At 67.5% G+C, this 25,998-nt stretch carries 28 protein-coding genes; 24 read left to right on the forward strand and 4 right to left on the reverse strand.

The window, feature by feature from the left end:
- The first annotated feature begins 22 nt into the window (after window positions 1-22).
- On the forward strand, window positions 23-973 hold the full coding sequence (locus tag HHL27_RS13270) for a 2-hydroxyacid dehydrogenase (protein WP_338114899.1): 951 nt from the start codon (window positions 23-25) through the stop codon (window positions 971-973).
- 41 nt (window positions 974-1,014) lie between these two features.
- Window positions 1,015-2,754, forward strand: coding sequence for a chloride channel protein (locus tag HHL27_RS13275; RefSeq protein ID WP_338114900.1), 1,740 nt, complete (start codon window positions 1,015-1,017; stop codon window positions 2,752-2,754).
- Between the two features lie 4 nt (window positions 2,755-2,758).
- On the opposite strand, the gene hemE is transcribed toward HHL27_RS13275, so the two are convergent.
- Complete coding sequence (hemE, locus tag HHL27_RS13280; protein ID WP_169493904.1) at window positions 2,759-3,787, reverse strand: uroporphyrinogen decarboxylase; 1,029 nt, start codon at window positions 3,785-3,787, stop codon at window positions 2,759-2,761.
- A gap of 334 nt (window positions 3,788-4,121) precedes the next feature.
- Here hemE and HHL27_RS13285 point away from each other — a divergent pair, with 334 nt between their 5' ends.
- The 10 genes from HHL27_RS13285 (at window position 4,122) to HHL27_RS13330 (ending at window position 10,791) form a co-directional block, all read left to right on the forward strand.
- Complete coding sequence (locus HHL27_RS13285; RefSeq protein WP_169493905.1) at window positions 4,122-4,967, forward strand: pyruvate, phosphate dikinase/phosphoenolpyruvate synthase regulator; 846 nt, start codon at window positions 4,122-4,124, stop codon at window positions 4,965-4,967.
- Window positions 4,964-5,551 (forward strand): Maf family protein, encoded by a 588-nt coding sequence (locus HHL27_RS13290; RefSeq protein ID WP_169493906.1) that lies wholly within the window; start codon window positions 4,964-4,966, stop codon window positions 5,549-5,551. The genes HHL27_RS13285 and HHL27_RS13290 overlap by 4 nt, the downstream gene beginning before the upstream one ends.
- Window positions 5,548-6,429 carry a shikimate dehydrogenase gene (locus HHL27_RS13295; protein ID WP_169493907.1) on the forward strand — a complete coding sequence of 294 codons (882 nt, stop codon included), beginning with the start codon at window positions 5,548-5,550 and terminating at the stop codon, window positions 6,427-6,429. Before HHL27_RS13290 ends, HHL27_RS13295 begins: the two co-directional genes overlap by 4 nt.
- Complete coding sequence (gene coaE, locus HHL27_RS13300; protein WP_240959751.1) at window positions 6,426-7,049, forward strand: dephospho-CoA kinase; 624 nt, start codon at window positions 6,426-6,428, stop codon at window positions 7,047-7,049. The genes HHL27_RS13295 and coaE overlap by 4 nt, the downstream gene beginning before the upstream one ends.
- 42 nt (window positions 7,050-7,091) lie before the next feature.
- Window positions 7,092-7,793 (forward strand): DNA polymerase III subunit epsilon, encoded by a 702-nt coding sequence (gene dnaQ / locus HHL27_RS13305; RefSeq protein ID WP_169493908.1) that lies wholly within the window; start codon window positions 7,092-7,094, stop codon window positions 7,791-7,793.
- 38 nt (window positions 7,794-7,831) lie between these two features.
- The gene (gene hpf, locus HHL27_RS13310) at window positions 7,832-8,416 is read left to right on the forward strand and encodes a ribosome hibernation-promoting factor, HPF/YfiA family (RefSeq protein WP_169493909.1); all 585 of its coding nucleotides are present in this window, start codon (window positions 7,832-7,834) and stop codon (window positions 8,414-8,416) included.
- Window positions 8,417-8,571: 155 nt separating this feature from the next.
- Entirely contained in the window at window positions 8,572-9,033 is a 462-nt protein-coding gene (locus HHL27_RS13315; protein ID WP_169493910.1) for a PTS sugar transporter subunit IIA, read from the forward strand.
- Complete coding sequence (locus HHL27_RS13320) at window positions 9,023-9,535, forward strand: PaaI family thioesterase (protein WP_169493911.1); 513 nt, start codon at window positions 9,023-9,025, stop codon at window positions 9,533-9,535. The genes HHL27_RS13315 and HHL27_RS13320 overlap by 11 nt, the downstream gene beginning before the upstream one ends.
- A gap of 5 nt (window positions 9,536-9,540) precedes the next feature.
- The gene (locus tag HHL27_RS13325; protein ID WP_169493912.1) at window positions 9,541-9,876 is read left to right on the forward strand and encodes a DUF1491 family protein; all 336 of its coding nucleotides are present in this window, start codon (window positions 9,541-9,543) and stop codon (window positions 9,874-9,876) included.
- A gap of 228 nt (window positions 9,877-10,104) precedes the next feature.
- Window positions 10,105-10,791: a cell wall hydrolase gene (locus tag HHL27_RS13330; protein ID WP_169493913.1), complete on the forward strand. Its 687-nt coding sequence runs from the start codon at window positions 10,105-10,107 to the stop codon at window positions 10,789-10,791.
- A gap of 73 nt (window positions 10,792-10,864) precedes the next feature.
- Here HHL27_RS13330 and HHL27_RS13335 read toward each other — a convergent pair whose 3' ends face one another.
- On the reverse strand, window positions 10,865-11,350 hold the full coding sequence (locus tag HHL27_RS13335) for a DUF1465 family protein (RefSeq protein WP_169493914.1): 486 nt from the start codon (window positions 11,348-11,350) through the stop codon (window positions 10,865-10,867).
- A gap of 150 nt (window positions 11,351-11,500) precedes the next feature.
- Complete coding sequence (locus HHL27_RS13340; RefSeq protein WP_169493915.1) at window positions 11,501-11,698, reverse strand: DUF465 domain-containing protein; 198 nt, start codon at window positions 11,696-11,698, stop codon at window positions 11,501-11,503.
- Between the two features lie 247 nt (window positions 11,699-11,945).
- On the opposite strand from HHL27_RS13340, the gene HHL27_RS13345 reads away from it, so the two are divergent.
- The 7 genes from HHL27_RS13345 (at window position 11,946) to HHL27_RS13375 (ending at window position 20,863) form a co-directional block, all read left to right on the forward strand.
- A complete protein-coding gene (locus HHL27_RS13345) occupies window positions 11,946-12,104 on the forward strand; it encodes a YdcH family protein (RefSeq protein WP_169493916.1) in 159 nt (52 codons plus the stop codon).
- 169 nt (window positions 12,105-12,273) lie between these two features.
- The gene (ptsP, locus tag HHL27_RS13350) at window positions 12,274-14,553 is read left to right on the forward strand and encodes a phosphoenolpyruvate--protein phosphotransferase (RefSeq protein ID WP_169493917.1); all 2,280 of its coding nucleotides are present in this window, start codon (window positions 12,274-12,276) and stop codon (window positions 14,551-14,553) included.
- A gap of 146 nt (window positions 14,554-14,699) precedes the next feature.
- Complete coding sequence (locus HHL27_RS13355) at window positions 14,700-15,701, forward strand: helix-turn-helix domain-containing protein (protein WP_169493918.1); 1,002 nt, start codon at window positions 14,700-14,702, stop codon at window positions 15,699-15,701.
- 94 nt (window positions 15,702-15,795) lie between these two features.
- Window positions 15,796-16,788 carry a tetratricopeptide repeat protein gene (locus HHL27_RS13360; RefSeq protein WP_240959753.1) on the forward strand — a complete coding sequence of 331 codons (993 nt, stop codon included), beginning with the start codon at window positions 15,796-15,798 and terminating at the stop codon, window positions 16,786-16,788.
- Between the two features lie 112 nt (window positions 16,789-16,900).
- Complete coding sequence (tilS, locus tag HHL27_RS13365; protein WP_240959804.1) at window positions 16,901-17,728, forward strand: tRNA lysidine(34) synthetase TilS; 828 nt, start codon at window positions 16,901-16,903, stop codon at window positions 17,726-17,728.
- Between the two features lie 165 nt (window positions 17,729-17,893).
- Window positions 17,894-19,837 (forward strand): ATP-dependent zinc metalloprotease FtsH, encoded by a 1,944-nt coding sequence (gene ftsH, locus HHL27_RS13370; RefSeq protein ID WP_169493919.1) that lies wholly within the window; start codon window positions 17,894-17,896, stop codon window positions 19,835-19,837.
- Between the two features lie 45 nt (window positions 19,838-19,882).
- Window positions 19,883-20,863 (forward strand): zinc-binding dehydrogenase, encoded by a 981-nt coding sequence (locus HHL27_RS13375; protein ID WP_169493920.1) that lies wholly within the window; start codon window positions 19,883-19,885, stop codon window positions 20,861-20,863.
- A 16-nt stretch (window positions 20,864-20,879) separates the two neighbouring features.
- Here the strand turns inward: HHL27_RS13375 and HHL27_RS13380 are convergent, their stop codons facing one another.
- The gene (locus tag HHL27_RS13380; RefSeq protein WP_206069589.1) at window positions 20,880-21,911 is read right to left on the reverse strand and encodes a DUF3667 domain-containing protein; all 1,032 of its coding nucleotides are present in this window, start codon (window positions 21,909-21,911) and stop codon (window positions 20,880-20,882) included.
- A gap of 85 nt (window positions 21,912-21,996) precedes the next feature.
- Here HHL27_RS13380 and HHL27_RS13385 point away from each other — a divergent pair, with 85 nt between their 5' ends.
- The 5 genes from HHL27_RS13385 (at window position 21,997) to HHL27_RS13405 (ending at window position 25,986) form a co-directional block, all read left to right on the forward strand.
- Window positions 21,997-22,389 carry a hypothetical protein gene (locus tag HHL27_RS13385; RefSeq protein WP_240959754.1) on the forward strand — a complete coding sequence of 131 codons (393 nt, stop codon included), beginning with the start codon at window positions 21,997-21,999 and terminating at the stop codon, window positions 22,387-22,389.
- Window positions 22,390-22,471: 82 nt separating this feature from the next.
- Complete coding sequence (locus HHL27_RS13390; protein WP_338114901.1) at window positions 22,472-24,085, forward strand: M23 family metallopeptidase; 1,614 nt, start codon at window positions 22,472-22,474, stop codon at window positions 24,083-24,085.
- Between the two features lie 86 nt (window positions 24,086-24,171).
- Window positions 24,172-25,164, forward strand: a complete 993-nt coding sequence (gene hemB, locus HHL27_RS13395; protein WP_169493921.1) for a porphobilinogen synthase — start codon at window positions 24,172-24,174, stop codon at window positions 25,162-25,164.
- Complete coding sequence (locus HHL27_RS13400; protein WP_169493922.1) at window positions 25,161-25,715, forward strand: GNAT family N-acetyltransferase; 555 nt, start codon at window positions 25,161-25,163, stop codon at window positions 25,713-25,715. Before hemB ends, HHL27_RS13400 begins: the two co-directional genes overlap by 4 nt.
- Window positions 25,696-25,986, forward strand: a complete 291-nt coding sequence (locus tag HHL27_RS13405) for a DUF167 family protein (RefSeq protein ID WP_169493923.1) — start codon at window positions 25,696-25,698, stop codon at window positions 25,984-25,986. Before HHL27_RS13400 ends, HHL27_RS13405 begins: the two co-directional genes overlap by 20 nt.
- Window positions 25,987-25,998 lie beyond the last annotated feature (12 nt).

The raw sequence follows: 25,998 nt of genomic DNA on the forward strand, positions 1-25,998 counted from the left end.
CGCGCCGGGAAAAGCGCCCGGCGTGGATCGTCCCGAAATCCTCCTGCCCGCCCCGGTGCTCGCCTCGGCGATGGCAGCGCTCGACCAGGCCTTCATCGTGCATCGCCTGTGGCACGATCCGCCGGCCGAAGCGCTTGCCCGCGTGCGCGGCATGGCGGCCAGCACGCTGGCCGGACCGGTCGGCGCGGCGCTGTTCGAAAGGCTGCCCGCGCTGGAAATCGTCGCCAACTTCGGCGTCGGCTATGACAACATCGACGTTGCCGTCGCCGCCGCGCGCGGCATCGTGGTGACCAACACCCCGGGCGTGCTGGACGAGGAAGTGGCGGACCTCGCGCTCGGCCTGCTGCTGTCCACGCTGCGCCGCTTGCCGCAGGCCGATGCCTTCGTTCGCGCCGGGCGCTGGCCGCAAGGGCCCTTCCCGCTTTCGCCATCGCTGCGCGGCCGCACCGTCGGCATTCTCGGCCTCGGCGCCATCGGCAAGGCAATCGCACGCCGGCTCGAAGGCTTTGCCGTTCCCATCGCCTATCACGGCCGCCACCGACAGGCTGACGTTCTCTATCCCTGGTATCCCACGCCCAAGGCGCTCGCCGAAGCCTGCGACGTGCTGATCGCGATCCTTCCCGGCGGGCCTGCCACCCGGCACATCGTCGATGCCGCCGTGCTCGAAGCGCTGGGGCCGCAGGGCGTGCTGATCAACGTGGCGCGCGGCAGCGTGGTCGATCAGCAAGCACTCGTCGCCGCCTTGCAGACGGGCACGATCCTCGCCGCCGGACTCGACGTGTTCGACAACGAACCCCACGTGCCCGACGCCTTGCGCGCGATGGATAACGTCGTGCTGCTGCCGCACCTCGGCTCGGCGTCCGAAGTGACGCGCCGGGCAATGGGCGCGCTGATGGTCGAAAACCTGCAAAGCTGGTTCGCCACGGGCCAGCCGGTCACCCCGGTCCCCGAAACGCCGCTGCGCGCGGGATAACCACATTCCCACCCGCGCAGCGCCGTTCTAGGACAGCAGACGTGTTGAAACGGCTCCCTGCCCTGCTGCGCTGGCTGCGCCGCCAGGTTCGCGCCAGCGAACTGCTGTTCCTGGCCCTTGCCATCGTCGTCGGGATGGTCGGGGGCCTTGCCACCGTGCTGATCGGCGCGACCGCGCGCCTGCTGCAGCACACCCTGTTCGCCCTGCCCCCCGAATTGCGGCTGAGCGGCGCCGAGCGGCTTTCGCTGCCCATCCTGTTCGCTCTTCCCGTCGGCGGCGCCGTCCTGGTCGCGTTCAACTGGGCGGTGCGCGCCCGCAAGCGTGCGCTGGTCGACGCGGTTGAGGCCAATGCGCTGCACGGCGGGCGCATGTCCGGTCCCGACAGCGCGGTCGTCGTCGGGCAGACGGTGATCTCGAACGGCTTTGGCGCTTCGGTCGGGCTTGAAGCGGCCTATGCGCAGTTCGGCGGATTGTTCGGATCGTGGGGCGCGCGGCTGCTCAACCTGCGGCGCGCCGATGCCCGCACGCTGGTCGGCGCGGGTGCAGGCAGCGCGATTGCCGCCGCGTTCGGCGCCCCGCTGGCCGGCGCCTTCTATGCCTTCGAGATCGTGATCGGCGCCTATACCCCCGCCGCCATCGCCCCGGTCGTGGCCGCCGCACTGGCCGGCGCGCAAGTGGCCCAGCGTCTTGGCGTGGTGCCCTATGTCGTCAGCGCGCAACCGGGGCCCGCGATCCACACCACCGGATACCTGGCCTACGGCACGCTCGGGGCGATCTGCGCCATGCTCGGCATCGTGCTGATGCGCAGCGTCGCACTGGTCGAAACCGCATCGCGCCGCTGGCTTGCGGGATCGGTGCGGCCGATCGTCGGGGGCGCGCTGATGATCCCGCTCGCGCTGTTCACCCCGCAAGTGCTTTCGGCCGGGCACAGCGCGCTGCACATCGACATGACCGAAGCGGTGCCGCTCGCGCTCATCGCGCTGATCCTGCTGGCCAAGAGCGCGGGCTCGATCGTCTCGCTGGGGTTCGGATTCCGCGGCGGCCTGTTCTTCGCCTCGCTGTTTCTGGGCACGCTGATCGGCCACATCTATGCGGGCTTGCTCGGTCTCGGCTTCGGCCATCCGGTGCTGAACATGGGCAACGCCTCGCTCGTCGGCATGGCGGCGATGGCCGTGGCGGTGGTCGGCGGACCGTTCACGATGACCATGCTGGTGCTCGAAGCCACGGGCAATTTCAGCCTCACCGGCGCGGTCCTTGCCGCCTCGCTGGTGTCATCGACGCTGGTGCGCGAACTGTTCGGCTATTCCTTCTCCACCTGGCGCCTGCACTTGCGCGGCGAAACGATCACCAGCGCGCGCGACGTTGGCTGGATGCGCACGCTGACCGCCGGGCGGATGATGCGCAAGGGCACCGCCACGATTGCCGGCGATGCCACCATTGCCGAACTGCGTCGCCGCTTCCCGCTGGGTTCGACCAGCCGCGTGGTGGTGCTCGATCCCGCCGGCCACTACGCCGGGATCGCAACGCTGGCGCTGGCTTTTGCCGAAGGAGCCGACGAAGCGGCAAGCGTTGCCACGATCTGCCGCGCCAGCGATGCCACGCTGTCCCCGGATCAAGACATCGCGCAGGTCCTCGCCCGCTTCGACGAGATCGGCAGCGACGAACTCGCGGTCATCGACGATGCCGGCGACGTGCTCGGACTGGTGACGGAAAGCTATGTCCGCCGGCGCTATGCCGAAGAGCTGGACAAGGCGCAGCGCGACCTGTTCGGGGAACGCTGAGCCTTCAGCCCCGCGACCAGCCGCGCACGATGGCGAGCAGCGCCTCGACATGTTCGATCGGGGTGTGCTGGCCGATGCCGTGGCCCAGGTTGAACACGTGCGGCCGGTCGGCGAAGGCTTCCAGTACGCGGATCGTCTGCTTCTCCAGCTCCGCCCCGCCCGCCAGCAGCAGCAGCGGATCGAGATTGCCCTGCACCGGCAGTCCTGCGGGAAGTTCGCGCGCGGCCCACAGCGGATCGATCGTTTCATCGACGCCCACCGCGTTGACTCCGGTTTCGCGGGCATAGGCGGCAAGCTTCTCGCCCGCGCCCTTGGGGAAGCCGATCACCGGCACGTGGGGATAGCGGCGCTGCATCTCGGCGGCGATCTTCGCGTTGGGGGCGATGACCCAGCGTTCGAATTCGGCAGGGGCCAGGCTGCCCGACCAGGAATCGAACAGCTGCAACCCTTCGGCGCCGGCTTCGACCTGCCCTGAAAGATATTCGATCGTGACATCGGTGATCGCATCGATGATTGCCTGGAACGCCGAGGAATCGCGATAGGCGAGCGCACGGGTATCGTGATGGTCGCGGCTGCCCTCGCCCGCCACCATGTAGGTCGCCACCGTCCACGGGCTACCGGCAAAGCCCAGCAGCGTCGTTTCAGGGCTGATCAGGGTCTTCACCCGAGCCACCGTCGCATAGATCGCGGACAGGCGCTCAGGGACGGCGACAAGGCTCTCCAGCCCCTTGTCGAGCAGGCGGGGCGACAAGTGCGGGCCTTCGCCGGCCAGGAACTGCAGGTCCTGCCCCATCGCGTAGGGCACGATCAGGATGTCGGAAAACAGGATCGCGCCGTCGAACTGGAATCGGCGCAGCGGCTGCACGGTGATCTCCGCTGCGGCTTCGGAATCATAGACGAGCGCCAGGAATCCGCCCTTTTCGGCCCGAAGCGCGCGATATTCGGGAAGATAGCGTCCCGCTTGCCGCATCAGCCAGATCGGGCGCCGGGCAAGGTTTGCACCCTTCAGCGTTTCGAGCAGGGGACCGGGCATGCGTTCGTCCAATCTTCAATAATAGATTCTTTTGAATCTGGTTGATGGAGTCTGTTGGGCTGTGGATAGCGGGGACGGCGCGGCTCTGCCCGATTTGTGCCGTGCTCTCCACAAAAACTTCGGGTGTGCGACTCTGCGCGGAATCAGGCGCAAGAAAAAGTTCTCAGGGATTCCCACAGGCTGTGGGTAACGCTTTCGACATGTCCACAACCGACCCGCAAAATGACTCGTGATGCGGGTGGAATCGGGCTCGCAACTTGTCCCCGCCGCAGTCCCGTGGTTTATCGGCGCTCTATCCACAGCCCTGTCCCGGGGCCGGTCCATCGGGGGACGCGTGAAGCGGCTGCACCTGCATCTTCTGTCGGATTCCACCGGCGAAACGCTCGAAATGATCGCCAAGGCGGCGCTCGCGCAGTTCGATGATGCCGATGTGGTGCGCCATTTCTGGCCGATGGTCCGCTCGATGCAGCATCTCGACCGGATCATGGGCGAAATCGCCAACAATCCGGGCCTCGTCCTCTATACACTGGTCAACACCGACACGCGCGACCGGCTGGAACAGCGCTGCGCCGCGCTCGGCCTGCCGAGCGTCGCCGCGCTCGATACCGTGACCGATGCGCTGGAACAGCAGCTGGGGCAGGAAGCCAAGGGCCGCCCCGGTCGCCAGCACATCATGGACGAGGCCTATTTCCGCCGGGTCGATGCCATCCAGTTCACCATCGCCCACGACGACGGCGTCGGCTGGGAAAACTGGGAGGAAGCCGACATCGTCCTCGCCGGGGTGTCGCGCAGTTCCAAGACGCCCACCTCGATCTACCTCGCCAATCGCGGGTACAAGGTGGCGAACATCCCGATCGTGGTGGAAAGCCCGCCCCCGGCGATGCTGTTCTCGCTGCGCCGGCCGCTGGTCGTCGGGCTTACCACCAGCCCGGAACGGCTGATCCAGGTCCGCCGCAACCGGCTGCTGTCCTTGAACCAGGCGCCGGAGACTGCCTATGTCGATACCGAGCACGTGACGCGCGAAGTGCAGTATGCCCGGCGCATGTTCGCCGACAACGGCTGGCCGGTGATCGACGTGTCGCGCCGTTCGATCGAGGAAACCGCCGCCGCCGTGATCAACCTCTACAACGAACGCCGCGCCGCGGGCGGCGACACCACGCCGGGAGCCAAGCCGATATGACCGTGATCCTCGCCAGCCAGAGCGCATCGCGCAAGGCGATGCTCGAAGCGGCCGGCGTTCCGTTCGAAGCGATCAGCGGCGATGTCGACGAAGCCGAGATCAAGCGCGAGCTGATCGGCGTGGGCGGGTGCGAAATTGCCGGAATCCTGGCCGAGGCCAAGGCGCTCAGCGTCTCGGTCGGCGCGCCGGGACGGCTGGTGCTGGGCGGGGATTCGCTGGTCGAATGCTGCGGCCGCCAGTTCGACAAGCCCAAGACCCGCGAACAGGCGGTCGAACATCTCGAATTCTTTTCCGGCAAGGACATGCACCTGCATTCGGCCGCCGTGCTGATGCGCGACGGGGCCACCGTGTGGAAAACCTGCGAGCTTGCAAAACTGCGGGTCCGCACGCTTTCTCCCCAGTTTATCGACAGCTATCTCGACAGGGAGTGGCCCGCCGTTTCGGGCTGCGTCGGCGTGTTCCGGATGGAGGCGCTGGGGGTGCAGCTGTTCGAAAGCGTGGAAGGCAACCACTTCACCATCCTCGGCATGCCGCTGCTCGCCGTGCTGGGGGGCTTGCGCGAACAGGGTGAGCTCGCCGCGTGACGGAACCCCTTCGACAGAGCTCAGGGCAGGCCTATGCCGAAGTGATCGGCGATCCGATCGCGCAGTCGAAGTCGCCCGCGATCCACGGTTTCTGGCTCGAACGGCTGGGGATCGATGCCGAGTATCGCGCCACCCACGTGACCGGGGATGGCCTCGCTGATTTCATCGCAAGTCGCCGCAACGATCCAGACTGGCGCGGGTGCAACGTGACCATGCCGCACAAGCAGGCGGTGATTGCGCTGATCGACCGGCTCGATCCGCTGGCGGCCAGGGTCGGCGCGGTGAACACCATCGTGCCCGAACACGGCCAGCTCGTCGGCTACAACACCGATGTTCCGGGCTTCCTCGAACCGCTGCAGCCGCTGCTCGCGGAAACGCACTATTTCCGCATGGCGCGCGTGCTGGGCACGGGCGGCGCGGCGCGCGCGATCGTGGTCGGCCTTGCCGCCGAAAAGCTGGTGCTGGTGCTGGCCGGGCGCAATCCGGAAAAGGCCCGCGCCTTGCTCGACGAGCTTGACCCCACGGGCGAACATCACGTCGCCCCGCTCGATCATTTCGCCGATGCGACCGACTTCGCCTTCGACGATCGCGAGGGGTGCCTAGACCTGGTGGTCAATGCCTCGGCGCTGGGCATGACAGGGCGGCCGCCGCTCAAGTTCGACATCAGCCATGCGCCGCCAGGCTCGGTGTTCTATGACATCGTGACCAGCCCGCTCGACACCGATTTCCTGAAAGCCGCGCGCGCAGGCGGATTCCGCACCGTCGATGGCCTGTCGATGCTGATCGGGCAGGCGGACCACGCCTTCCGCCGGTTCTTCGGTGCGCAGCCGCCGCGCGGTGAGGCGGATATCGAACTGCGGGAGAGACTGACCAAATGAGCCGCCCCTTTATGCGCCCGTTCATTCTGGGTCTGACCGGCTCGATCGGCATGGGCAAGTCGGCGGTGGCGCTGATGCTGCGCGAACAGGGCGTACCGGTGTTCGATGCCGATGCCGCCGTGCACCAGCTGCAGGGTCCGAACGGCCCGCTCTTGCCGGCGATCGAGGCCGCCTTTCCCGGCACCACGGGGCCGGAAGGGGTCAAGCGGGCTGAACTCGGCGCCCGCGTCTTCGGCAATCCGGAAGCGTTGAGGACGCTGGAGGGCATCGTCCATCCGGCGGTGGCGCGCCTGCGCGAGGCGTTCATGCTGGAACATGCAGGCGAACCGCTGGTCGTGTTCGACATCCCGCTGCTTTATGAAAAGGGCCACGGGGAAGGGCTGGACGCGGTCGCGGTGGTTTCCGCCCCTGCCGAGATGCAGCGCCAGCGCGTGCTGGCAAGGCCGGGCATGACGCCCGAAAAGTTCGCCCAGATCCTGAACCTGCAAGTGCCCGATGCCGAAAAGCGGGCGCGCGCCGACCATGTCATCGACACCGGCGTCACGCTGGCCGAGACCGAGGCCGAGGTTAAGAAACTCGTCGCGACCATACGGCAAAAAAACCGGGACGGGCGGCGCTGACTCCCCTTGCCAGCCCTTGGGCGCGGGTCCAGATTGCTTCCAATGCGTGAGATCGTTTTCGATACAGAGACGACCGGGCTCGACCCTCAGGGCGGCGACCGGCTGGTTGAAATTGGCTGTGTCGAGATGGTCAACCGGGTGCCGACGGGCGCGGTCTATCACTGCTATTTCAACCCCGAACGCGACATGCCGGCCGAAGCCGAAGCGGTGCACGGGCTGTCGGCGGCGTTCCTGGCGGACAAGCCGCTGTTCGGCGAAAAGGCGGGCGAACTGATCGCCTTCCTCGGCGATGCGCCGCTGGTGGCGCACAACGCGGGGTTCGATTTCGGCTTCCTCAATGCAGAGCTGGCCAAGCTGGGGATGGAGCCGGTCGATCGCGCGCGGATGGTCGATACCGTGGCGATCGCGCGGCGCAAGCATCCCGGCGCGAAGCTCAGCCTCGATGCGCTGTGCACGCGCTATGGCATCGATCGCAGCCACCGCACCAAGCACGGCGCGCTGCTCGATGCCGAACTTCTCGCGCAACTCTACGTCGAACTCATGGGGGGACGGCAGATCGGCCTCGAACTCGCGGCCGAAGCGCTGGTGGTCGAACGCGACGGGCAGACCGTCGCGGTGGCGGCCAGCCTGTCCGTTTCCACCAAGCCATTCCGTTCGCCCCGGCCGCATGCGGCCAGCGCGGCGGAACTGGCCCGTCATGCCGAATTCATGGCGGGCTTCAGCGAGGCGATCTGGTCGCGCTGAGCGCGGCCGGTTCTCGCCCAGTCGAAGGAGAAGACAAGATGGACATTCGCGTTTCGGGTCACCAGGTCGATACCGGCGCCGCGTTCGAGGCCCATGCCACCGATCGCCTTTCGGGAATCGTCGACAAGTATTTCTCCCGGGCCCTGTCCAGCCAGGTCACTCTCGGCAAGGCGCCGCACGGCGGTTTCCGGTGCGATATCGTCACCCACGTCACCCACGGCCTGATCCTGAAGGGCAGCGCCGTGGCGCAGGAAGCGCACATCGCGCTCGACCAGTCGGCCGAAAAGATCGACAAGCAGCTGCGCCGCTACAAGCGTCGGATCAAGGCGCGCGCCGATGGTGCCGATCACGCCCGCAAGGCCGAGGACGCGGCGTTCTCGCAGGATGCAGCGTACACCGTGTTCCAGGTTGACGAGCACGAGGACGAACCCGCCGATGCGCCGCTGGTGATCGCCGAAACCCGCGTCGACGTGCCCGAAGCGACCGTGTCCGACGCGGTGATGATGCTCGATCTGCGCAACACCAACGCGCTCCTGTTCAAGAACGCCGGCACCGGCGTGCACAACATGGTCTATCGCCGTGGCGACGGATCGATCGGCTGGGTCGAACCTGCCCGCAGCTGATCCGCGGATTCGCTGAACCGACCGCCTCCCGGCCTGTCCCCATGCAGACCGGGAGGCGATTAGGTCCTTGCGCCGCCGGGGAATCGAGAGCATGGCGCGCGCAACCTGGGCGGCAGCGGACCTGCGCATGCGCCCCATTCGGCATTTCGTTCTCCATGACGGCACTTTTCTCGATCGACCCCCTCGCAGTGCGCATCATCCGCGCCGAGTCCAAGCCTCAGATCCTGGGGGCGCTCGCCGAGTGTTTCGGCGGGGTCTATGCGCTTGATTCCGATCATGTGCTCGAACGGATCGAGGAGCGCGAGAAGCTGGGCAGCACCGGCTTCGGTCGCGGGGTCGCCATTCCCCATGCCCGCATCGAAGGGCTGGTCCGCCCGGTCGCGGCGTTCTTCCGTCTGGAAGAGCCAGTGGCGTTCGAGGCGGCCGACGGCATGCCGGTCGACATCGTGTTCGGCCTGCTTTCGCCCGAACAGGCCGGCGCCACGCATCTCCAGGCGCTGGCGGCGATTTCGCGGCTGATGCGCGATGAACGGATGCACGAACGGCTGAGCGCGGCCCCCGATGCCGATGCGCTCTATGCGCTGCTCGTCAACGTCATCGATCGCGATGCAGCCTGACTCCACGGTGACGGGGCCGGTGGCGGGAACGACGCCGGCAAGCGCCGATGGTGCCAGCTTCCACTGGCGCGCGCTCGAAGGACTCTATGCCTCGGCGGCGGTCAACCAGCTGTTCGAAAGCAGGCTCGAAGTGCTGGCCGAAGGCCACGCGCGCATCATTTTCGACGTCACCCCGCAAGTGTTCCACGCCGCCGGGGCCGCGCACGGCACGATCTATTTCAAGATGCTCGACGATGCGGCGTTCTATGCGGCGAACACGCTGGTCACCGACCGTTTCCTGCTGACCACCTCGTTCAACCTGCACTTCACCCGCCCGATCCACGGCGGCAAGGTGATCGCGGAAGGGCGCTGGCTTTCGGGCCGCCGCCGCGTGCTGGTCGCCGAAGCGCGGCTGCTCGACGAAGAGGGCGAGGAAGTGGGCCGGGGCACAGGCACGTTCCAGCGGTCGCGAATCCCGCTCTCCTCGCTTCCCGGCTACGCCGCCGGCGCGCCCCGGCCATAGCCGGCATGGACGAAACCCGCCTTCCGGCGCGCCTGGAAGTCAGCGGCATGATTCGCGCAACCGAATCCCACGGCGGCTTCGGCACGGTGCTTCACAAGGGCGAGCCGGACGCGGGAACCATCCTTGTAGTTATCGAGGACAAACAAGGACTTGGCGTTCTTTATGAACGCATGCCGCAACTGGACGGGCGGCGCAAATGGACCCAAATAAAGGTCCAAGATCCTGATAATAAAGGCGAATTTCAGGACTATCTGGACCGTCGCAAGCGGCAGGACAGCGATGTGTGGATAGTCGAACTGATCGTCGCTGAAGGCGAACGACTCATCCTGAACGGTGGATGAGCCTGCCCCGCGCAGGTTGACTCTGCCGCATTGCAAAATAAAGGCAGCTCACCGCAGTCGCGCAGGCGGCAAGGTTCGGACGGGATCGTCAACCTTGCTAGCACGCAGACGGGGGGCGGAAGACATGGCCTTCTGGTATGCCGGGTCCGTGGGAAAGCATCGCTTTTTCACGAAAGCCGGGTTTTGCCGCGCCGTGTTCCGACGTCCACCGCCCAGTTTTGACGTTGGATGAGTAAGCAACTTCGTATCGCCAGTGCCATCAGCATTGCCGCGACTTTCATAACTACCCTGTTCAGCGCCGCAGGTTCCGGCGCGGCCGCGCAAAGCCCGGTGCCCGCCCAGATTGGCGCAGCCCTGGTTCCGGCCAGCGAAGCCCCCGGGGCTTCCGCGATCACCAGGAATTCGGCCGACGCCATCGTTCCCGCCGTGGAACGCGTCCTGCCCCAGCCTGAAGTGACCGAACCCGCTTCTTCCGCCGATGAAAGCGCCACTCCCCTCCCGGCAGATTCGCTTGCGACGCTGGTCGAGGAAACCGCGGTTCCGGCCCAGCTCACCGACGAGCTCAAGTGCCTTGCCGGCGCGATCTACTTCGAAGCCAAGAGCGAAACCATGGCCGGCCAGCTGGCCGTCGGGCGCGTCATCGTCGCCCGGTCGCATTCGGGCCGCTTCCCGGCGTCCTACTGCGGCGTGGTGTACCAGCCTTCGCAGTTCTCGTTCATTCGCGGCCACGCGATGCCCAACATCAACACCGCCAGCCGCGACTGGATCGAAGCGGTCAAGATGGCGGTGATCGCCCATACCGGCGCCTGGAAAAGCCCGGTCGAGGGCGCGATGTTCTTCCACGCCGCGCGCGTTTCGCCCAGCTGGGGCAAGACTCGCATGGCGCGCATCGACAACCACATCTTCTACCGCTGAAAAGCCTTTGCGAAGCGGGCGTTGCAAGCCGGCATGACCTGCCCGGCCTGCAACGCCCGCTTCGTCGATTCCGTCAGGCGGCGCCCAGCCGCTGGCGCAGGCGCTCGATCGCGCTGATCTCGCCCGCTTCGTTGGCGCCGGCCGGCCGACGCCACGATCGTTCGATCCGCGCCACGCGGTCGTAGAGCCGCTCGCTTTCCCGCACCAGCACCTGCACGTCGCGCGGCAGAAGCGCCAGCGCAGCCGCATCGGTCGCCGGGAAATGCGCGGCCAGCACGCCGTGGCGGCGCAGCTGCGCTTCGGAAATCTCGCCCGCGAAATAGGCACGGTGATTGAGCAGCCAGGCCAGGCAATGCATCACCCGCGTGGTGGTGCGCAGCGCCTCGCAATTGCAGAGCACCCGCGCGCAATCATCCTCGTCCGCATGGCCGCCAGCGCGGGCACCGGCCGAATCGCTGCGCAGGCGTTCGAAGCGCGAACGCACCGCATCGGCCAGCACGAGCGCATCGGCATAGAGAGCCTCGACAATGCGGGGGCTGATGCTGTGCGTCTGCGCCATCCCGTCTCGATAGGGGCGTTTTCGCCTCCTGCTCAAGGCGAGATGAGGCGAAGCTGGAGATATCCACGGCTGTGTATCGTTACGATACGCAAGCGCGGGCACGGCAGGATCGGCATCGCGAGGCCCGTGTCGGGCCCCAAGCCTTTCGCATCAGGCGATAATATCGGGGATGAGGTAATCCTCGAGCATGGCGATCTGGTCCTTGAGACGCAGCTTGCGCTTCTTCAATCGCGCGATCTGCAACTGGTCCACGGTGCCCGCACCGCTCAGCGCGTCGATCGCGGCGTCGAGATCGCGGTGCTCGAGCCGCAGCGCTTCGAGCCGCTTGCGCATTTCGTCTTCGGTCACACAAACACTCCAGGTGGCACTCCAGGTGGCACCCCAGGCGGGGCAACCGATTCCTGCACCACCTACGGTACATCCCTCAGCCGCCGCGTTCCGACGCGGTGCGGCTTGCAAGATACGGCGAATGTGGGAGCATGACAACGCGCCCGCACCGGACCGGTTCGAGTCGGGACGGACGCGAAGGAACCCTGCGCAAGGACTTCGCATCTTGTGCAGGCTGGACGGGAACACCCCAGCAGGAGGTATCCGTATGGACACATCGCATGTCACTGCCTTGCAGACCAAGCACGCCGGCCTTGAACGCAAGATCGCCGAAGAAATGGCGCGGCCGTTCCCCAACGGCGGGCTCGTGATGGAACTGAAGAAGCGGAAGTTGCGGATCAAGGAAGAACTCTCGCTGCGACATTGATGCGCCTGCGGAGCGACCGGCCCCTGATCGGGCCGGTCCACCGGGTGCCTGGTCCCACCGAACCGGACCATCATCCACATACGAATTTCCTTTACGGCACGGCCAGCACAGGATTGCCGCGTATTCGGCAACGCTTGCCGTTTGCATGGGATGCTCGCTAGGCTAGGCCATGGCCATGCTCTCTGCCGTTGCATCCGCCCGCGCGATCCTGACCTCGTTGCACGAGGTGATGGCTTCACGCGCCGGCGCCCAGGCCAAGCTCAACCTGATCGTCGAGGTCATCGGCGAAAAGCTCGATAGCGAGGTCTGCTCGATCTACCTGCTGCGCGAGGGCATGCTCGAGCTGTTCGCTACGCGCGGGCTCAATCAGGCGGCCGTCCACGTGACGCGCATGGCCGTGGGCGAGGGTCTGGTCGGCACGATCGCCGCCAATATCGAGACGCTGAACCTGGCCGAGGCGGCGGCCCACCCCGACTTCGCTTTCCGCCCCGAAACCGGTGAAGAGCGCTTCCATTCGTTCGCCGGCGTGCCGATCGTGCGGCGTGAACGCGCCGTGGGCGTCGTCGCGGTCCAGCATGTCGAGCCGCGCCGCTACGAGGAAGTCGAAATCGAGGCGCTGCAGACGGTGGCGATGGTGCTGTCCGAACTGATCGCCAATGCCGAACTGATCGATGACGAGGACGTGCTGGGGGTGCCCGCGCACCTGACGGGGCACGAACGGCTGAAGGGGCTGACGCTGGTCAAGGGGCTGGCGAGCGGCGTTGCCGTGTTCCACCAGCCGCGCGTGACCATCGAGCACATCGTTGCCGAAGATACCGAGGCCGAGCGCCAGCGGGTGATCCACGCCTTCGACAAGATGCGCGAACAGATCGACCGCATGGCGAGCCAGGCCGAATTCGGCGTGGGGGGCGAGCACGAGGAGGTGCTCGAGACCTACCGCATGTTCGCCTATGACGAAGGCTGGACGCGGCGGATCAACGACGCGATCGATTCCGGCCTGACCGCCGAAGCCGCCATCGAACGCGTGCAGCAGCGCACGCGCATGCGGATGCGCCAGATCGACGATCCGCTGCTGGCCGATCGCATGCACGATCTGGAAGACCTGTCGAACCGGTTGCTGCGCATCGTTTCGGGCCAGCTCGGCACGGCGGCGAGCATGGGGCTGAAGGGCGATGCGATTCTGATCGCGCGCAACCTGGGGCCGGCCGAACTGCTCGAATACGACCGGCGCCGGCTGAAGGGCGTGATCCTGGAAGAAGGATCGCTGACCGCGCACGTGGTGATCGTGGCGCGGGCGATGGGCATTCCGGTGGTCGGGCGGGTGAAGAGCCTGCGCGGCAAGGTGCGCGACGGCGATATCCTGCTGCTCGATGGCGATCAGGGCGTGATCGACGTGCGGCCCGCGCCGGCGCTGGTCGAAGCGTTCGAGACGCGCTTTGCCAAGAACCGCGAACGCCAGGCGCACTATGCCACGCTGCGCGATGTCGAGCCGGTGACGCGCGACGGGACGCGGATCGCGGTGCTGATGAACGCGGGGCTTCGCGACGACATGCCCGCGCTCGCCATGACCGGCGCCGACGGGATCGGTCTGTTCCGCACCGAATTCCAGTTCCTGGTTTCGGCAACGCTGCCCGCGCGCGAACGCCAGACGCGGCTCTATCGCGACGTGCTCGATGCTGCGGGCGACAAGCCGGTGGTGTTCCGCACCGTGGACATCGGCGGCGACAAGGTGCTGCCCTACCTGCGGCACAACGATGGCGAGACCGAGGAGAACCCGGCGATGGGCTGGCGCGCGCTGCGCGTTGCGCTGGAACGCGACGGATTGCTCAAGGTCCAGGCTCGCGCGCTGCTGGAAGCGGCCGGGGGGCGCACGCTCAACGTGATGTTCCCGATGGTGACCGAACCGTGGGAATTCGATGCGGCCAAGGCGGTGTTCGACAGCCAGCTCGCGTTCCTGAAGCAGCAGAAGAAGCTGCTGCCCGAAGCGATCCGCTATGGCGCGATGCTGGAAGTGCCGGCGCTGGCCGAATGCCTCGACGTGCTGGCGCCGCGGCTGTCGTTCCTGTCGGTCGGCACCAACGACCTGACCCAGTTCCTGTTTGCGGCCGATCGTGCGAACCCCAAGCTTGCCGAACGCTATGACTGGTTGAGCCCGGCGATCATGCGCTTCCTGCGCCGGGTGGTGCAGACCGTGGCCCCGCACGGCACCGACGTGACCGTGTGCGGCGAGATGGGCGGACGGCGGCTGGAAGCTCTGGCGCTGCTGGGGCTTGGCATCACGCGGCTTTCGATCACCCCGGCCGCGGTCGGCCCGGTCAAGGAACTGGTCCGCAAGATCGACCTTCGCGAGATTCGCGAGGCGATGGACAAGTGGCTTGCCGAACCCCCGCGCGATCTGCGCTCGGCGATCGCGGAGTGGGCGTTCTATCGCGGAATCGAGTGCGACTGAGGCCCTTCGTGCCGCCCGCCACCCGCTTCCTTGCCCGCTTCGTCGTCCTTGCCCCGAATATGACGCCATAATTCGTTGACAACCGCTCCATTCGTGGGATCGTTTGCGGCGGGGGCGTCATCTTCGGGGTTGCCAAGAAGAACAGCATGACAAACGGGAGTCGCGCCGTGGCAGAAGGCGGCGGAAACGAAAGCCTTTCGGAAGGCGGCGAACTGGTCGCAGGGCCGTTCGCCTCTGCCGGAAGCCGCTTGCGCGCCGCGCGCGAAGCACAGGGCCTGTCGATCGCGGACATCGCCGGTCGCACGCGCATCACCGCGCGCCATATCGCCGCGATCGAATCGAGCGATTTCGCCACGCTGCCGGGCCGACCCTATGTGCTGGGCTTTGCCCGCAGCTACGCGCGCGAGGTGGGGCTGCAGGAGCGCGACATTGCCGACGCCATCCGGCGCGAGCTGGATGCCGCCACGCCCGAACCCGAACCGCGCAAGATCAACCAGTTCGAAGTGGGCGATCCGGCCAAGACGCCATCGCGCCTGCTCACCTGGCTTGCGGTGCTGCTCGGCCTTGGCGTCGTGGTGCTGGGCTTCGGGTTGTGGCGCAGCTATTACTGGCCGGCGGCCGAGCTGCCGCCGCTGGTCGGGCCTTCCTCGTCTGCTCCGGCATCCCCGGCGGCAAAGCCTGCTGCTCCCGCCGCCGCGCCCGCGCCCGCCACCAGCCCGGTGGTGTTCACCGCGCTGGAAGACCGGATCTGGGTCAAGTTCAGCGATGCCAGCGGCCAGCAGCTGATGCAGAAGCAGATGGCCAAGGGCGAAAGCTATACCGTGCCCGCCGAAGCGAAGGGACCGGTGCTGTGGACCGGACGGCCCGACGCGCTGGCGATCACGGTGGGCGGCAAGGCGGTTGCCCGGCTGGCCGAGAAGGAAGGCATCGTGAAGAACGTCGCGGTCGACGGCGCGGCGCTGCTGGCGCGGTCGGCCGTACCGGCGCCTGCCATGGCTCCAGCGGCGGCCACTGCGCCGGCGTCGTTTCCTGCCCCGGCCGCGAGGCGCGCGCGCGCGCCTGTCCGCGCCCCGGCGCCGGAGGCCGCGGTGCCTGCGCCTGCGCCTGCGCCGGCACCTTCGTTGACGTCATCCACGACGGCAAACTAGTCGCAATCTCGACAAGAAGCGCGCCCTGCGGCAAGCAGGGCAAGCGGTGCCGCGCGCGCCGGATCTCGCGCGCTGCGCCCTGATGGGAGTTATCATGAAGACCACGTTCCCCGGTCCGTTCGCCCGCGCGACGCTGGCGCTTGTCCTTGCCGCGACGGCTGCGCCGCTGGCGATGCCTTCGCCGGCGCTGGCCCAGTCGCAAGTGCCCGAAACGACCGAGGCACGGCTGCGCCGGCTGGAAAGCGAGCTGCGCGCGGTGCAGCGCAAGGTCTTCCCCGATGGCGCGGGCAAGACCTTCGCGCCCGAAATCACCGCCCCGCAATCGACCGCCAAGCCGGTGGGCACCCCGGCTAGCACCCCGGTGGCCGATCTGCTGGCGCGGATGGACGCGGTCGAGGCGCAGTTGCAGCGGCTGACGGCGGCGAGCGAGGAAAGCCAGGATCGCATCGGCAAGCTGGAAGCGCGCCTGACCGCGCTAGAGCCCGCGCCCGCTGCGGCATCTTCCCCGGCACCGGCCACGGCCGCCCCGGCGACGTCGGCAGCGACATCGACGAGCACCGATGCCGTGGCGCCGGTCAAGGTCCCTGCCCCGGCACCCGCGACGGCGGCACCCAAGCCTGCTCCTGCGGCCAAGCCCGCCGCGCCCTCGGCCGATCGCGTGGCTGCGGTGGAAGCGATCGAGAAGCCTGCGACCGGCGATGCGGCCGAGGACGAATACGCCTATGGCTACCGGCTGTGGGAGGCGAAGTTCTTCCCCGAAGCGCAGCAGCAGCTGGGCAAGTTCGTCAAGGCGTATCCCAAGAGCAAGCGCATCAGCTTCGCCCGCAACCTGCTGGGCCGCGCCTATCTCGACGACGACAAGCCCGGCACCGCGGCGCAGTGGTTCCTGCAGAACTACCAGGCCGACAAGCAGGGCGAACGCGCTGCCGACAGCCTGCTCTACCTGGGCGTCGCCATGGCGAAGCTGAAGGAAACGAAGCGCGCCTGCGTCGCCTATGCCGAATTCAAGAACGTCTATCCGACCGAGGCCGCCGGGCGGCTGAAGGCGCAGTACGAAGCCGCCAACAAGGCGGTGACCTGCAATTGAGGCGCTGACCGCCCGGTTTGCGCGCGATTTCGCCGCGCTGTGGAGCAGGTCTGAGGGGCCGGTCGGTCTCGCGGTTTCGGGCGGTCCGGACAGCCTTGCCCTGCTGGTGCTGATGCACGCGGCCGGATGCGCACCGTTCGCGGTGGCGACGGTCGATCACGGCCTTCGCGCCGAAGCTGCGGCAGAAGCGGCGCTGGTCGCACGGGTCTGTGCGGATCTGGGCGTCAGCCATGACACGCTGACGCTGTCGTTGCCGTCCGGAGCGGGCGTGCAGGAACGCGCCCGCGCCGCGCGCTATGCCGCGCTGGCCGAATGGGCGGGGCGCAAGGGGTTGGGCGCGCTGGTCGTGGCTCACCATGCCGACGATCAGGCAGAAACCGTGCTGATGCGGCTCAACCGGGGTGCCGGGGTGCGCGGGCTGGCGGCAATGCGCGCCCGATCCGCCACGCCCGGCGCGCCGCACCTGCCCCTGCTGCGACCGCTGCTCGGCTGGCGGCGCGAGGAGCTCGCCGCAGTGGTGGCAGAGGTGGGCCTTGTCGCGGTGGCCGATCCTTCAAACGAAGATCCGCGATTCGAGCGGGTGCGAGTGCGATCGGCGCTGCGCGATGCCGCCTGGCTGGACCGCACCGCGATTACCGAAAGCGCGCGGCATCTGGCCGAAGCGGACGAGGCGATCGAATGGGCGACGGCGCAGTGCATCGCCGCCATCCGGCGGGAAGAGGGCGTGCTGGTCTGGCGACCGGACGCGCCGCGCGCCATCGCGCTGCGCGTGCTGGAGGCCATCGTCGGCGAAATCGGTCGATCGACCCCGCGCGGGCGGGAACTGGCCGACTGGCACGATGCGCTGCGGCAAGGCCGGACGGCGACGCTCGCGGGGGTAAAGGGCTGGTCCCGCGACGGCGAATGGCGATTTGCGGTGACGCCGCCGCACAGGACGTAAACCGACAGAGTGCCGCCTTGATGTCGCGGGGCGCGCGGTGAGCGAGGCCTTCGATCAGACAAACGCAAGGAATCGCACCTTCGGTTATATTGCCATTCACCCCCAGACACCTACATTGCAGGAAACAGGCGGGACGAGTCCGCCTTGTCAACAAAGAGCAATGGCATGAACGACGACCAGCCGCAGGGTAACCCTTGGATCAAGAGCCTCCTCGTCTGGGGCGGCATCTTCCTAGCCCTGTTGCTCGTGGTTTCGATGTTCGGCGCACGTACCGACAGCACCGGCACGATGATCCGCTATTCCGATTTCCGCAGCCGCGTGGCCGAAGGCGCGGTGAAGGAAGTGCAGATTGGACCCGACCGGATTACCGGTACGCTGAAGAACGACCAGACCTTCTCCACCGTCCCCGTGCAGGGCGATGCGGACCTGCCCAAGCTGCTGCAGGACAACGGCGTGCAGTATTCGGGCAAGGCGCAGGAAGAACCCAACCTTCTGCTCTACATCCTCGCCCAGTCGCTGCCGTTCCTGCTGATCCTGGGCGTGGCCTTCTTCGCGCTGCGCCAGGTGCAGAAGGGCGGCGGATCGGGTGCGATGGGCTTCGGCAAGTCGAAGGCCAAGCTGCTGACCGAACGGTCGGGCCGCGTCACCTTTGACGACGTTGCCGGCATCGACGAAGCGCGCGAGGAACTGCAGGAAATCGTCGAATTCCTGCGCGATCCCACGCGCTTTTCCAAGCTCGGCGGCCAGATCCCGAAGGGCGCGCTGCTCGTCGGCAGCCCCGGCACCGGCAAGACCCTGCTCGCCCGCGCCATCGCGGGTGAGGCGGGCGTGCCCTTCTTCACCATTTCCGGCTCGGACTTCGTCGAGATGTTCGTGGGCGTGGGCGCGAGCCGCGTGCGCGACATGTTCGAACAGGCGAAGAAGAACGCGCCGTGCATCGTGTTCATCGACGAAATCGACGCTGTGGGTCGCCATCGCGGCCATGGCCTCGGAAATTCGAACGACGAACGCGAGCAGACGCTGAACCAGCTGCTGGTCGAAATGGACGGCTTCGAGGCCAACGAAGGCATCATCATCGTCGCCGCGACCAACCGCCCCGACGTGCTCGATCCGGCGCTGCTGCGCCCGGGCCGCTTCGACCGCCAGGTGGTGGTGCCGATCCCCGATATCGAGGGACGCGAGAAGATCCTGTCGGTGCACATGAAGAAGGTGCCGCTGGCGCCCGACGTCAACCCGCGCACGATTGCGCGCGGGACGCCGGGCTTCTCGGGCGCGGATCTGGCCAACCTCGTCAACGAAGCCGCGCTGCTCGCCGCACGCCGCAGCAAGCGCCTTGTCGCCATGCAGGAATTCGAGGACGCCAAGGACAAGGTCATGATGGGCGCCGAGCGCCGCAGCATGGTCATGACCGAGGACGAGAAGAAGATGACCGCCTATCACGAGGCGGGCCATGCCATCGTTTCGATCAACGAGCCGGCGTCCGACCCGATTCACAAGGCGACGATCATCCCGCGCGGCCGCGCGCTCGGCATGGTCATGCGCCTGCCCGAACGTGACAGCTACTCTTACCACCGCGACAAGATGCACGCTAACCTGTCGGTTTCGATGGGCGGCCGCGTGGCCGAGGAGATCATCTTCGGCCACGACAAGGTTTCGTCGGGCGCGTCTTCGGACATCCAGTATGCCACCAGCCTTGCGCGCAGCATGGTGACCAAGTGGGGCATGTCGGACAAGCTGGGGCCGCTGATGTACGAGGAAAGCCAGGACGGCTACCTCGGCATGGGCAGCACTAACCGCACGATGATGTCGGACGAGACCAACAAGCTGATCGACAGCGAAATTCGCGGGCTGGTCGATGGCGCGCATGCGCGTGCGACCGACATCCTGCGCACGCAGGAGGACAAGCTCCACCTGCTGGCCCAGGCGCTGCTCGAATACGAGACGCTGACCGGCGACGAAATCAAGACGCTGGTCGAAGAAGGCCGGATCGATCGTCCCGACGCGCCGAAGGGGCCCGCGCGGCCGATTTCGTCGCAGGGTTCGGCCGTGCCGCGGGCCGGCCGTCGCTTCGCCGGATCGACCGGCGGCACGCAGCCGCTGGGTGCCTGAACCGCAGGCTTACTGCAGGTCCTACCAAAAGCGTCGGGGGGATACGTGGCGAGGACGAGTGAAGCGATCGTGATCCGTGCCTATGGCGGCGCGGAGGTCCTAGTTGCCGAAACGGTGCCGGTTCCCGATCCGGAGCCGGGCCAGATCCTGATCCGTCAGGAAGCGGTTTCGGTGAACTTCCACGACGTCTACGTCCGTTCGGGCGCGTACAAGACGCTGGCCTTGCCCGGAATCCCGGGCCTCGAGGCGGTGGGCGTGATCGAGGAGGTGGGCGAGGGCGTGACCGACCTGACTGTCGGCCAGCGCGTTGCCTACATCGACAAGAGCTATGGCGCCTATGCCGGTGCCCGCGTGCTTGATGCAGCGCTTGCCGCCCCGGTGCCCGATGGCGTGGAGCCGGGCGTTGCGACCGCCTGGTTCCTGAAGGGCCTTACCGCGCAGGCGCTGGTCGACGAAGTCGAGCCGGTGCGCGCTGGCATGATCGTGCTGGCGCAGGCGGCGGCGGGTGGCGTCGGCCAGCTTGTCGCCCGCATGGCAAGCCTTCGCGGCGCGACCGTCATTGGCACGGTGGGTTCGCCCGAGAAGGCCGCCGTGGCGAAAGCGGCGGGCTGCGATCACGTGATCCTCTACCGCGAGGAAGATGTCGCCGCGCGCGTGGCCGAGATCACCGGCGGGACCGGGGTCAACGTCGCGTTCGATGCGGTGGGCAAGGACAGCTTCGAAGGGTCGCTGGCGAGCCTCGCCTCGCTGGGTCACCTCGTTCACTATGGGCAGGCGTCGGGGCCGATCCCGCCGTTCGATCTTTCGCGTCTTGGCGCCAAGTCTGCCAAGGTTTCGCGCCCGTTCCTGTGGCCCTACATCCAGCCGCGGGCCAAGCTGCTGTCCGCTTCGGAAAGCCTGTTCGCGGCGATGGCGCGGGGCGATCTGCCGCTGTCGCTGGGCGGGCGCTATCCGCTGGCGCAGGCCGCTGCCGCCCATGCCGCGCTCGAAGCGCGCGAAGCAGGGCCTTTCGTCCTCGACTGCTGATGGTCTGCCCGCCTGATCAGGCGCCCGATTCTGCGGCGATGAAGATCACGAACAGCGTCAGCGCGATGCAGGCGAAGATCGACAGTGCGAACGTGCGCACGATCCCGCCAAGCCGCGACGTGCCGTAGGCACCGCGCAACTGCTTGTACATGTGAACGGGCGGCGCAAGCAGCAGCAGCGCGACGAGCCCGTCGTAGTCGGTCAGGGCCACGAGCATCACCGCGATGCTCAGCAGTGTCATGAAGCTGAGCGAGTAGGTCACGAACACGGTGTGATCGTAGAGGTGGAAGCGCCGGCTGAACGGGAACAGCAACCACAGGAAGGGCACCGAGATCGGGATCAGCGCCCAGCTGTACTTGTAAGCGTAGTTCTGCGCCTTGTAGGCGGTGAGGGCGGGGTTCTCGCGGAATTTCTTCACCGCGTTGTCGATCGCGGAAATGTCGCTGACCTTCTGGTCCGGCTTGTCCACGTTCGAGCGGACTTCGCGCGTGATTTCGAGCGCGGTGCGCTGCCCGTCGAGCTTGTCGTCGACCTGCTCGGTGTCCTGCCCCTTACGCTTGAGCTCGGCGCGCTCGGCCTCCAGCCTGGCGATCTTGCCCTCGATCGCCTTCTCCGCCCTGGCCGCATCCTGCGGGGAGGACATCCCCTGGTACGTCGTCTCGGATGCGGTCTGGTGATAGACCGCAAAGGCAAGGAACACGCAGAACAGGAACAGCGCCAGCGGCGAGACGAAGCGGGCGCGCTGGCCTTCGATGTAGCGGCGGGTCAGTTCGCCGGGGCGCCACACCAGCATCGGGATGGTCCGCCAGATCTTGCCCTCGAAGTGGAAAACTCCGTGGAGAAGGTCGTGGAAAAACGCACCGAGCGTGCGGTGGACGTGCGCCGCCTGGCCGCAGGCGTGGCAGTGGCTGCCGAGCAACGCGGTGCCGCAGTTGAGGCAGGCGGTTTCGTGCGTGTGGCCGGCGTCTTGCTCGCCGGCTTTGGGTTCGATCGCCCGGGCCTTGAGAGCCCCTTCAACCACGTCGCCGATCGCCTGTGCGTCGCTCATGCCCATTCCCCCCGGGTAACGCTTGGGGCATAGCGAAGCGGGGTCTGCACGACTACCGTCTGTGCGACGGAGGGGAGAGAAAAAGATGCGAACGAAACGATCTGGCCTGATTGGCTTTGCCATGCTGCTGGCGCTGGCGCCTGCTGGCGCGAGCGCGCAGGGCGGGGCGATGTCGGTGGCGACATTCCTGGCCAAGGCGGATGCGCTGCGCGCCAAGGGGCCGTTCGCGCTGATGAGCAGCGACTACAAGCTGCTGAAGGCCGAAGTGACCGGCGCGGCGCAAGCCTATCGCGTACGGCTGAAGGGCGAACAGGCGGCGGGCAGGCCCAGTTCGTGCCCCCCGGCGCGCGCGCCGTTCAACAGCGATGACGTCATGGCACAGATGCGCAGCTATCCGCCCACCCATCGCGCCCAGACCAGCGTGGCGACCGCGGTGGCGGATCTGTTCGTTGCGCGGTATCCCTGCGGCGGGCGGTAAGTCTTTCTTTACGCCGAATTAACCTTGTCTCGGCAGGGAGAGACAAGGGATCGCGACGGGATCGTGAAGGAGCGTGGAGCGCGTGTTCGGGACAGCAGACCAATCGGGCCCTGCCGTTGCCGTGGCGACGTTCGGTCGCGCACGGTCGGGTGGCAGCGCCGGATCGTCTTCGCACCCCGTCCGTCAGCGCATGGCGACCGCTCCTGCCGAAGCGCAGGCCCCGATCCGGCCGCGCGAAGGTGTGCCTCGCCTTTCAAATCATCCGCTGGTGCAACGCTGGAGCGCGCTGTGCCGGGGGATCGAAGGCCGGATCCGGCATCTCGACCTTGCACCCGACCTTGCCGAGGATGTCGGCAGCGCCCGCTGGTTTCGCGGCCTGGCCACGTTCCTGTCGCTGGCGCTGCTGGCTGCCGCATTCTGGCCGGACTTCGCGCCGCTCGAAGCCGCGCCGCTGGTGCGGATCGATGAAGCGGCGCAACGCGAATTCGCCGCGCAATCGCTGACGGCGCAGCGGCGCGGAGCGACGAGCGGCCGGCATTTCGCGGCCGAATCCGGCCTTGTGCTGCGGCTCGATTCGGCGCCCGAACGTCCGCAGGTGGAACTTGCGGCGACGCTGGGCGAAAACGACAGCGTGCCGCGCATGCTGCAGCGCGCCGGCGTGGGGCTGGGTGACGCCGCGCAGGCGGCATCGCTGATCGGTTCGGCCGTCTCGCTCGATGCGATCGCGGCGGGCACGCGCTTCGATCTGATGCTGGGATCGCGCACCAGCCCATCGCAGCCGCGCCCGCTGGAAGCGATCAAGGTCCGCCCGCGCTTCGACCTGGCGCTTTCGGTTGAACGGATCGCCGGGGTGCTCGGATTGCGCCGCGCCCCGATCGCGGTGGAAACGCGCCCGCTGCGCCTGCAAGGCGTGGTGGGCGGGAGCCTCTATCGTTCGGCGCGTGCCGCCGGTGCGCCTCCCGGCACGGTGCAGGACTACCTGCGCGCGGTGGACGACGTGCTGCCGTTCGAGGACATCCTGCCCACCGACGAATTCGACCTGGTGGTATCGTACAAGCGCGCGGCCGACGGGCAGGGCGAGGCGGGCGATCTGCAATACGCCGCGATCCTGCGCGATGGGCGCCCGCGCCTCCAGCTGCTGCGCTGGGGCAACGGGGGCGGCTTCGAAACGCTCGACGCGCTGACCGGCAGCCAGCAATCCAGCGACGGCGCGCTGCTGACGCCGGTAGCGGGGCACGTGACATCGGGCTTCGGCATGCGGCGGCACCCCATCCTGGGCTTCGTGCGGATGCATGCGGGCATAGACTTTGCAGCGCCGTGGGGATCGCCAGTCTATGCCGCCACCGATGGCCGGGTCAGCTTTGCCGGCTGGCACGGCGGGCATGGCAACTACGTCCGGCTCGACCACGGCGGCGGGATCGGCACTGGCTATGGCCACATGAGCCGCATCGCGGTGACGCCGGGGATGAGCGTGCGCCGGGGGCAGGTGATCGGCTATGTCGGCTCGACCGGGCTTTCGACCGGGCCGCACCTGCACTACGAACTCTATCGCGGCGGGCAGGTGGTCGATCCGGCCTCGGTGCGCTTCCTTGCGCGGCGGCAGGCGGTCGATCCGGGGCAGATCGCCGCGTTCAAGGCGCGGCTGGCGCAGATGACGGCGCTGAAGCCCGGCACACCCAACGGCTATCTGCGCTGAGCACAGTTGCAGCGAGCGCAAGTGCCCGCCGGACTTCGCAAGGCGACATGGTTGCGGGGCGGGGCAGCGGGGCCTAGACAGCGCGCATGACCTCCTACCCCATGACCCGCCTTCGCCGTACCCGCGCCACCGCCTGGAGCCGCGCGCTCCATCGCGAAGTGCAGGTGACCCCGGCCGACCTCATCTGGCCGCTGTTCGTGACCGAAGGCACCGGTGTCGAGGACCCGATCGGGTCGCTGCCGGGCGTTTCGCGCTGGTCGGTCGACGGGATCGTCGCGCGGGCGAAGGACGCGGTGGCGGCGGGCATTCCCTGCCTGGCGCTGTTTCCCTACACCCAGCCTGATCGGCGCAGCGAGGACGGGCGAGAGGCGCTCAATCCCGACAACCTGATGTGCCGCGCGGTGCGCGCGATCAAGGATGCCTGCGGCGATGACATCGGCGTGCTGACCGACGTGGCGCTCGATCCCTATACCAGCCACGGCCAGGACGGACTGATCGACGAACGCGGCTATGTCCTCAACGACGCCACGGTCGAGGTGCTGGTGGGGCAGAGCCTCAACCAGGCGGCAGCTGGCGCCGACGTGATCGCCCCGTCGGACATGATGGATGGCCGCATCGCCGCGATCCGCGAGGCGCTGGAGGGCGACAGCCACCACAACGTGCAGATCATGTCCTACGCCGCCAAGTATGCCTCTGCCTTCTACGGCCCGTTCCGCGATGCGGTGGGATCGCGCGGGCTGCTGAAGGGCGACAAGAAGACCTACCAGATGGACCCCGGCAATGCCGAGGAAGCGCTGCGCGAAGTCGAGCTGGACCTGGCCGAAGGCGCGGACAGCGTGATGGTCAAGCCCGGTCTGCCCTACCTCGACATCGCCATCCGCGTGAAGCAGGCGTTCGGCGTGCCGGTCTTCGCCTATCAGGTGAGCGGCGAATACGCGATGATCGAGGCGGCCGTCGCGGCGGGGGCGGCGGATCGTGATGCGATGGTGCTGGAAACGCTGCTGGCGTTCAAGCGCGCCGGCTGTTCGGGCGTGCTGACCTACCACGCGCTGCACGCGGCGCGCCTGATGGGCGCATGATCGAGACACCGCGCCTGCTACTGCGGCCGTGGCGCGAGGCTGACGTCACGCCGTTTCACGCCATCTGTGCGGACCCGGTCGTCATGGCGACGCTCGGCCCGGTGATGTCGCTGGCCGAAACGCAAGCGCTCGTGGAGCGCTGCATGGCGATGCAGGCGCAAGACGGGCATTGCTTCTGGGCGCTGGAACGGCGCGAGGACGCGCGGCTGATCGGCTGGTGCGGCGTCATTCGCGGCACGGCGGGGCCGGTGGCGGGCAAGGCCGAGATCGGCTGGCGTCTGGCATCGGATTGCTGGGGCCATGGCTATGCCAGCGAAGCGGCGCGCGCGACGGTCGATTGGGTCTTTGCCAACCTGCCCGACGATGCGGCCTGGGCGATCACCCACGTCGGCAACACGCGCAGCCGCGCGGTGATGGAACGGCTGGGCATGACGTATCAGCCCGGGCTTGATTTCGATCATCCCCGGCTGGCGGCGGACGATCCGCTGCTGCGCCACGTGACTTATCGGCTCGATCGCCCGGAACGACACGGTGGCGCGCCCCAGGGCTGACCTGCCGCCGGCCGCAATGCTGCGCGCGCTGATCGACGCCGAAGGCCGGCTGGCCGTGCGCGTCACGCCCGGCGCCAGAGCGGAAGGCATCGCCATCGACGATGGACGCGTCTCGGTGAAGGTGCGCGCCAGGCCCGAGGACGGCAAGGCGACCGCCGCCGTACTCGCGCTGGTGGCGACGGCGCTGGAAGTTGCGCCGTCGAACGTGGAATTGTTGCGCGGCGCAACTTCTCGCGAAAAGCTGCTGCGGATTGCGCCTTTCGCAGATTGAAGAGGTTACGCG

The sequence above is a fragment of the Novosphingobium olei genome, from assembly GCF_012927405.1.
Taxonomy (GTDB): domain Bacteria; phylum Pseudomonadota; class Alphaproteobacteria; order Sphingomonadales; family Sphingomonadaceae; genus Novosphingobium; species Novosphingobium olei.

Excerpts from the sequence above, each read along its gene's own strand:
- hemE (WP_169493904.1), bottom strand. The coding sequence starts at position 3,787 with ATGCCCGGTCCCCTGCTCGAAACGCTGAAGGGTGCAAACCTTGCCCGG.
- HHL27_RS13290 (WP_169493906.1), top strand. The coding sequence starts at position 4,964 with ATGACCGTGATCCTCGCCAGCCAGAGCGCATCGCGCAAGGCGATGCTC.
- coaE (WP_240959751.1), top strand. The coding sequence starts at position 6,426 with ATGAGCCGCCCCTTTATGCGCCCGTTCATTCTGGGTCTGACCGGCTCG.
- dnaQ (WP_169493908.1), top strand. The coding sequence starts at position 7,092 with ATGCGTGAGATCGTTTTCGATACAGAGACGACCGGGCTCGACCCTCAG.
- hpf (WP_169493909.1), top strand. The coding sequence starts at position 7,832 with ATGGACATTCGCGTTTCGGGTCACCAGGTCGATACCGGCGCCGCGTTC.
- HHL27_RS13315 (WP_169493910.1), top strand. The coding sequence starts at position 8,572 with ATGACGGCACTTTTCTCGATCGACCCCCTCGCAGTGCGCATCATCCGC.
- HHL27_RS13320 (WP_169493911.1), top strand. The coding sequence starts at position 9,023 with ATGCAGCCTGACTCCACGGTGACGGGGCCGGTGGCGGGAACGACGCCG.
- HHL27_RS13325 (WP_169493912.1), top strand. The coding sequence starts at position 9,541 with ATGGACGAAACCCGCCTTCCGGCGCGCCTGGAAGTCAGCGGCATGATT.
- HHL27_RS13330 (WP_169493913.1), top strand. The coding sequence starts at position 10,105 with ATGAGTAAGCAACTTCGTATCGCCAGTGCCATCAGCATTGCCGCGACT.
- HHL27_RS13335 (WP_169493914.1), bottom strand. The coding sequence starts at position 11,350 with ATGGCGCAGACGCACAGCATCAGCCCCCGCATTGTCGAGGCTCTCTAT.
- HHL27_RS13345 (WP_169493916.1), top strand. The coding sequence starts at position 11,946 with ATGGACACATCGCATGTCACTGCCTTGCAGACCAAGCACGCCGGCCTT.
- ptsP (WP_169493917.1), top strand. The coding sequence starts at position 12,274 with ATGGCCATGCTCTCTGCCGTTGCATCCGCCCGCGCGATCCTGACCTCG.
- HHL27_RS13355 (WP_169493918.1), top strand. The coding sequence starts at position 14,700 with ATGACAAACGGGAGTCGCGCCGTGGCAGAAGGCGGCGGAAACGAAAGC.
- HHL27_RS13360 (WP_240959753.1), top strand. The coding sequence starts at position 15,796 with ATGAAGACCACGTTCCCCGGTCCGTTCGCCCGCGCGACGCTGGCGCTT.
- tilS (WP_240959804.1), top strand. The coding sequence starts at position 16,901 with ATGCACGCGGCCGGATGCGCACCGTTCGCGGTGGCGACGGTCGATCAC.
- ftsH (WP_169493919.1), top strand. The coding sequence starts at position 17,894 with ATGAACGACGACCAGCCGCAGGGTAACCCTTGGATCAAGAGCCTCCTC.
- HHL27_RS13380 (WP_206069589.1), bottom strand. The coding sequence starts at position 21,911 with ATGAGCGACGCACAGGCGATCGGCGACGTGGTTGAAGGGGCTCTCAAG.
- HHL27_RS13385 (WP_240959754.1), top strand. The coding sequence starts at position 21,997 with ATGCGAACGAAACGATCTGGCCTGATTGGCTTTGCCATGCTGCTGGCG.
- hemB (WP_169493921.1), top strand. The coding sequence starts at position 24,172 with ATGACCTCCTACCCCATGACCCGCCTTCGCCGTACCCGCGCCACCGCC.
- HHL27_RS13400 (WP_169493922.1), top strand. The coding sequence starts at position 25,161 with ATGATCGAGACACCGCGCCTGCTACTGCGGCCGTGGCGCGAGGCTGAC.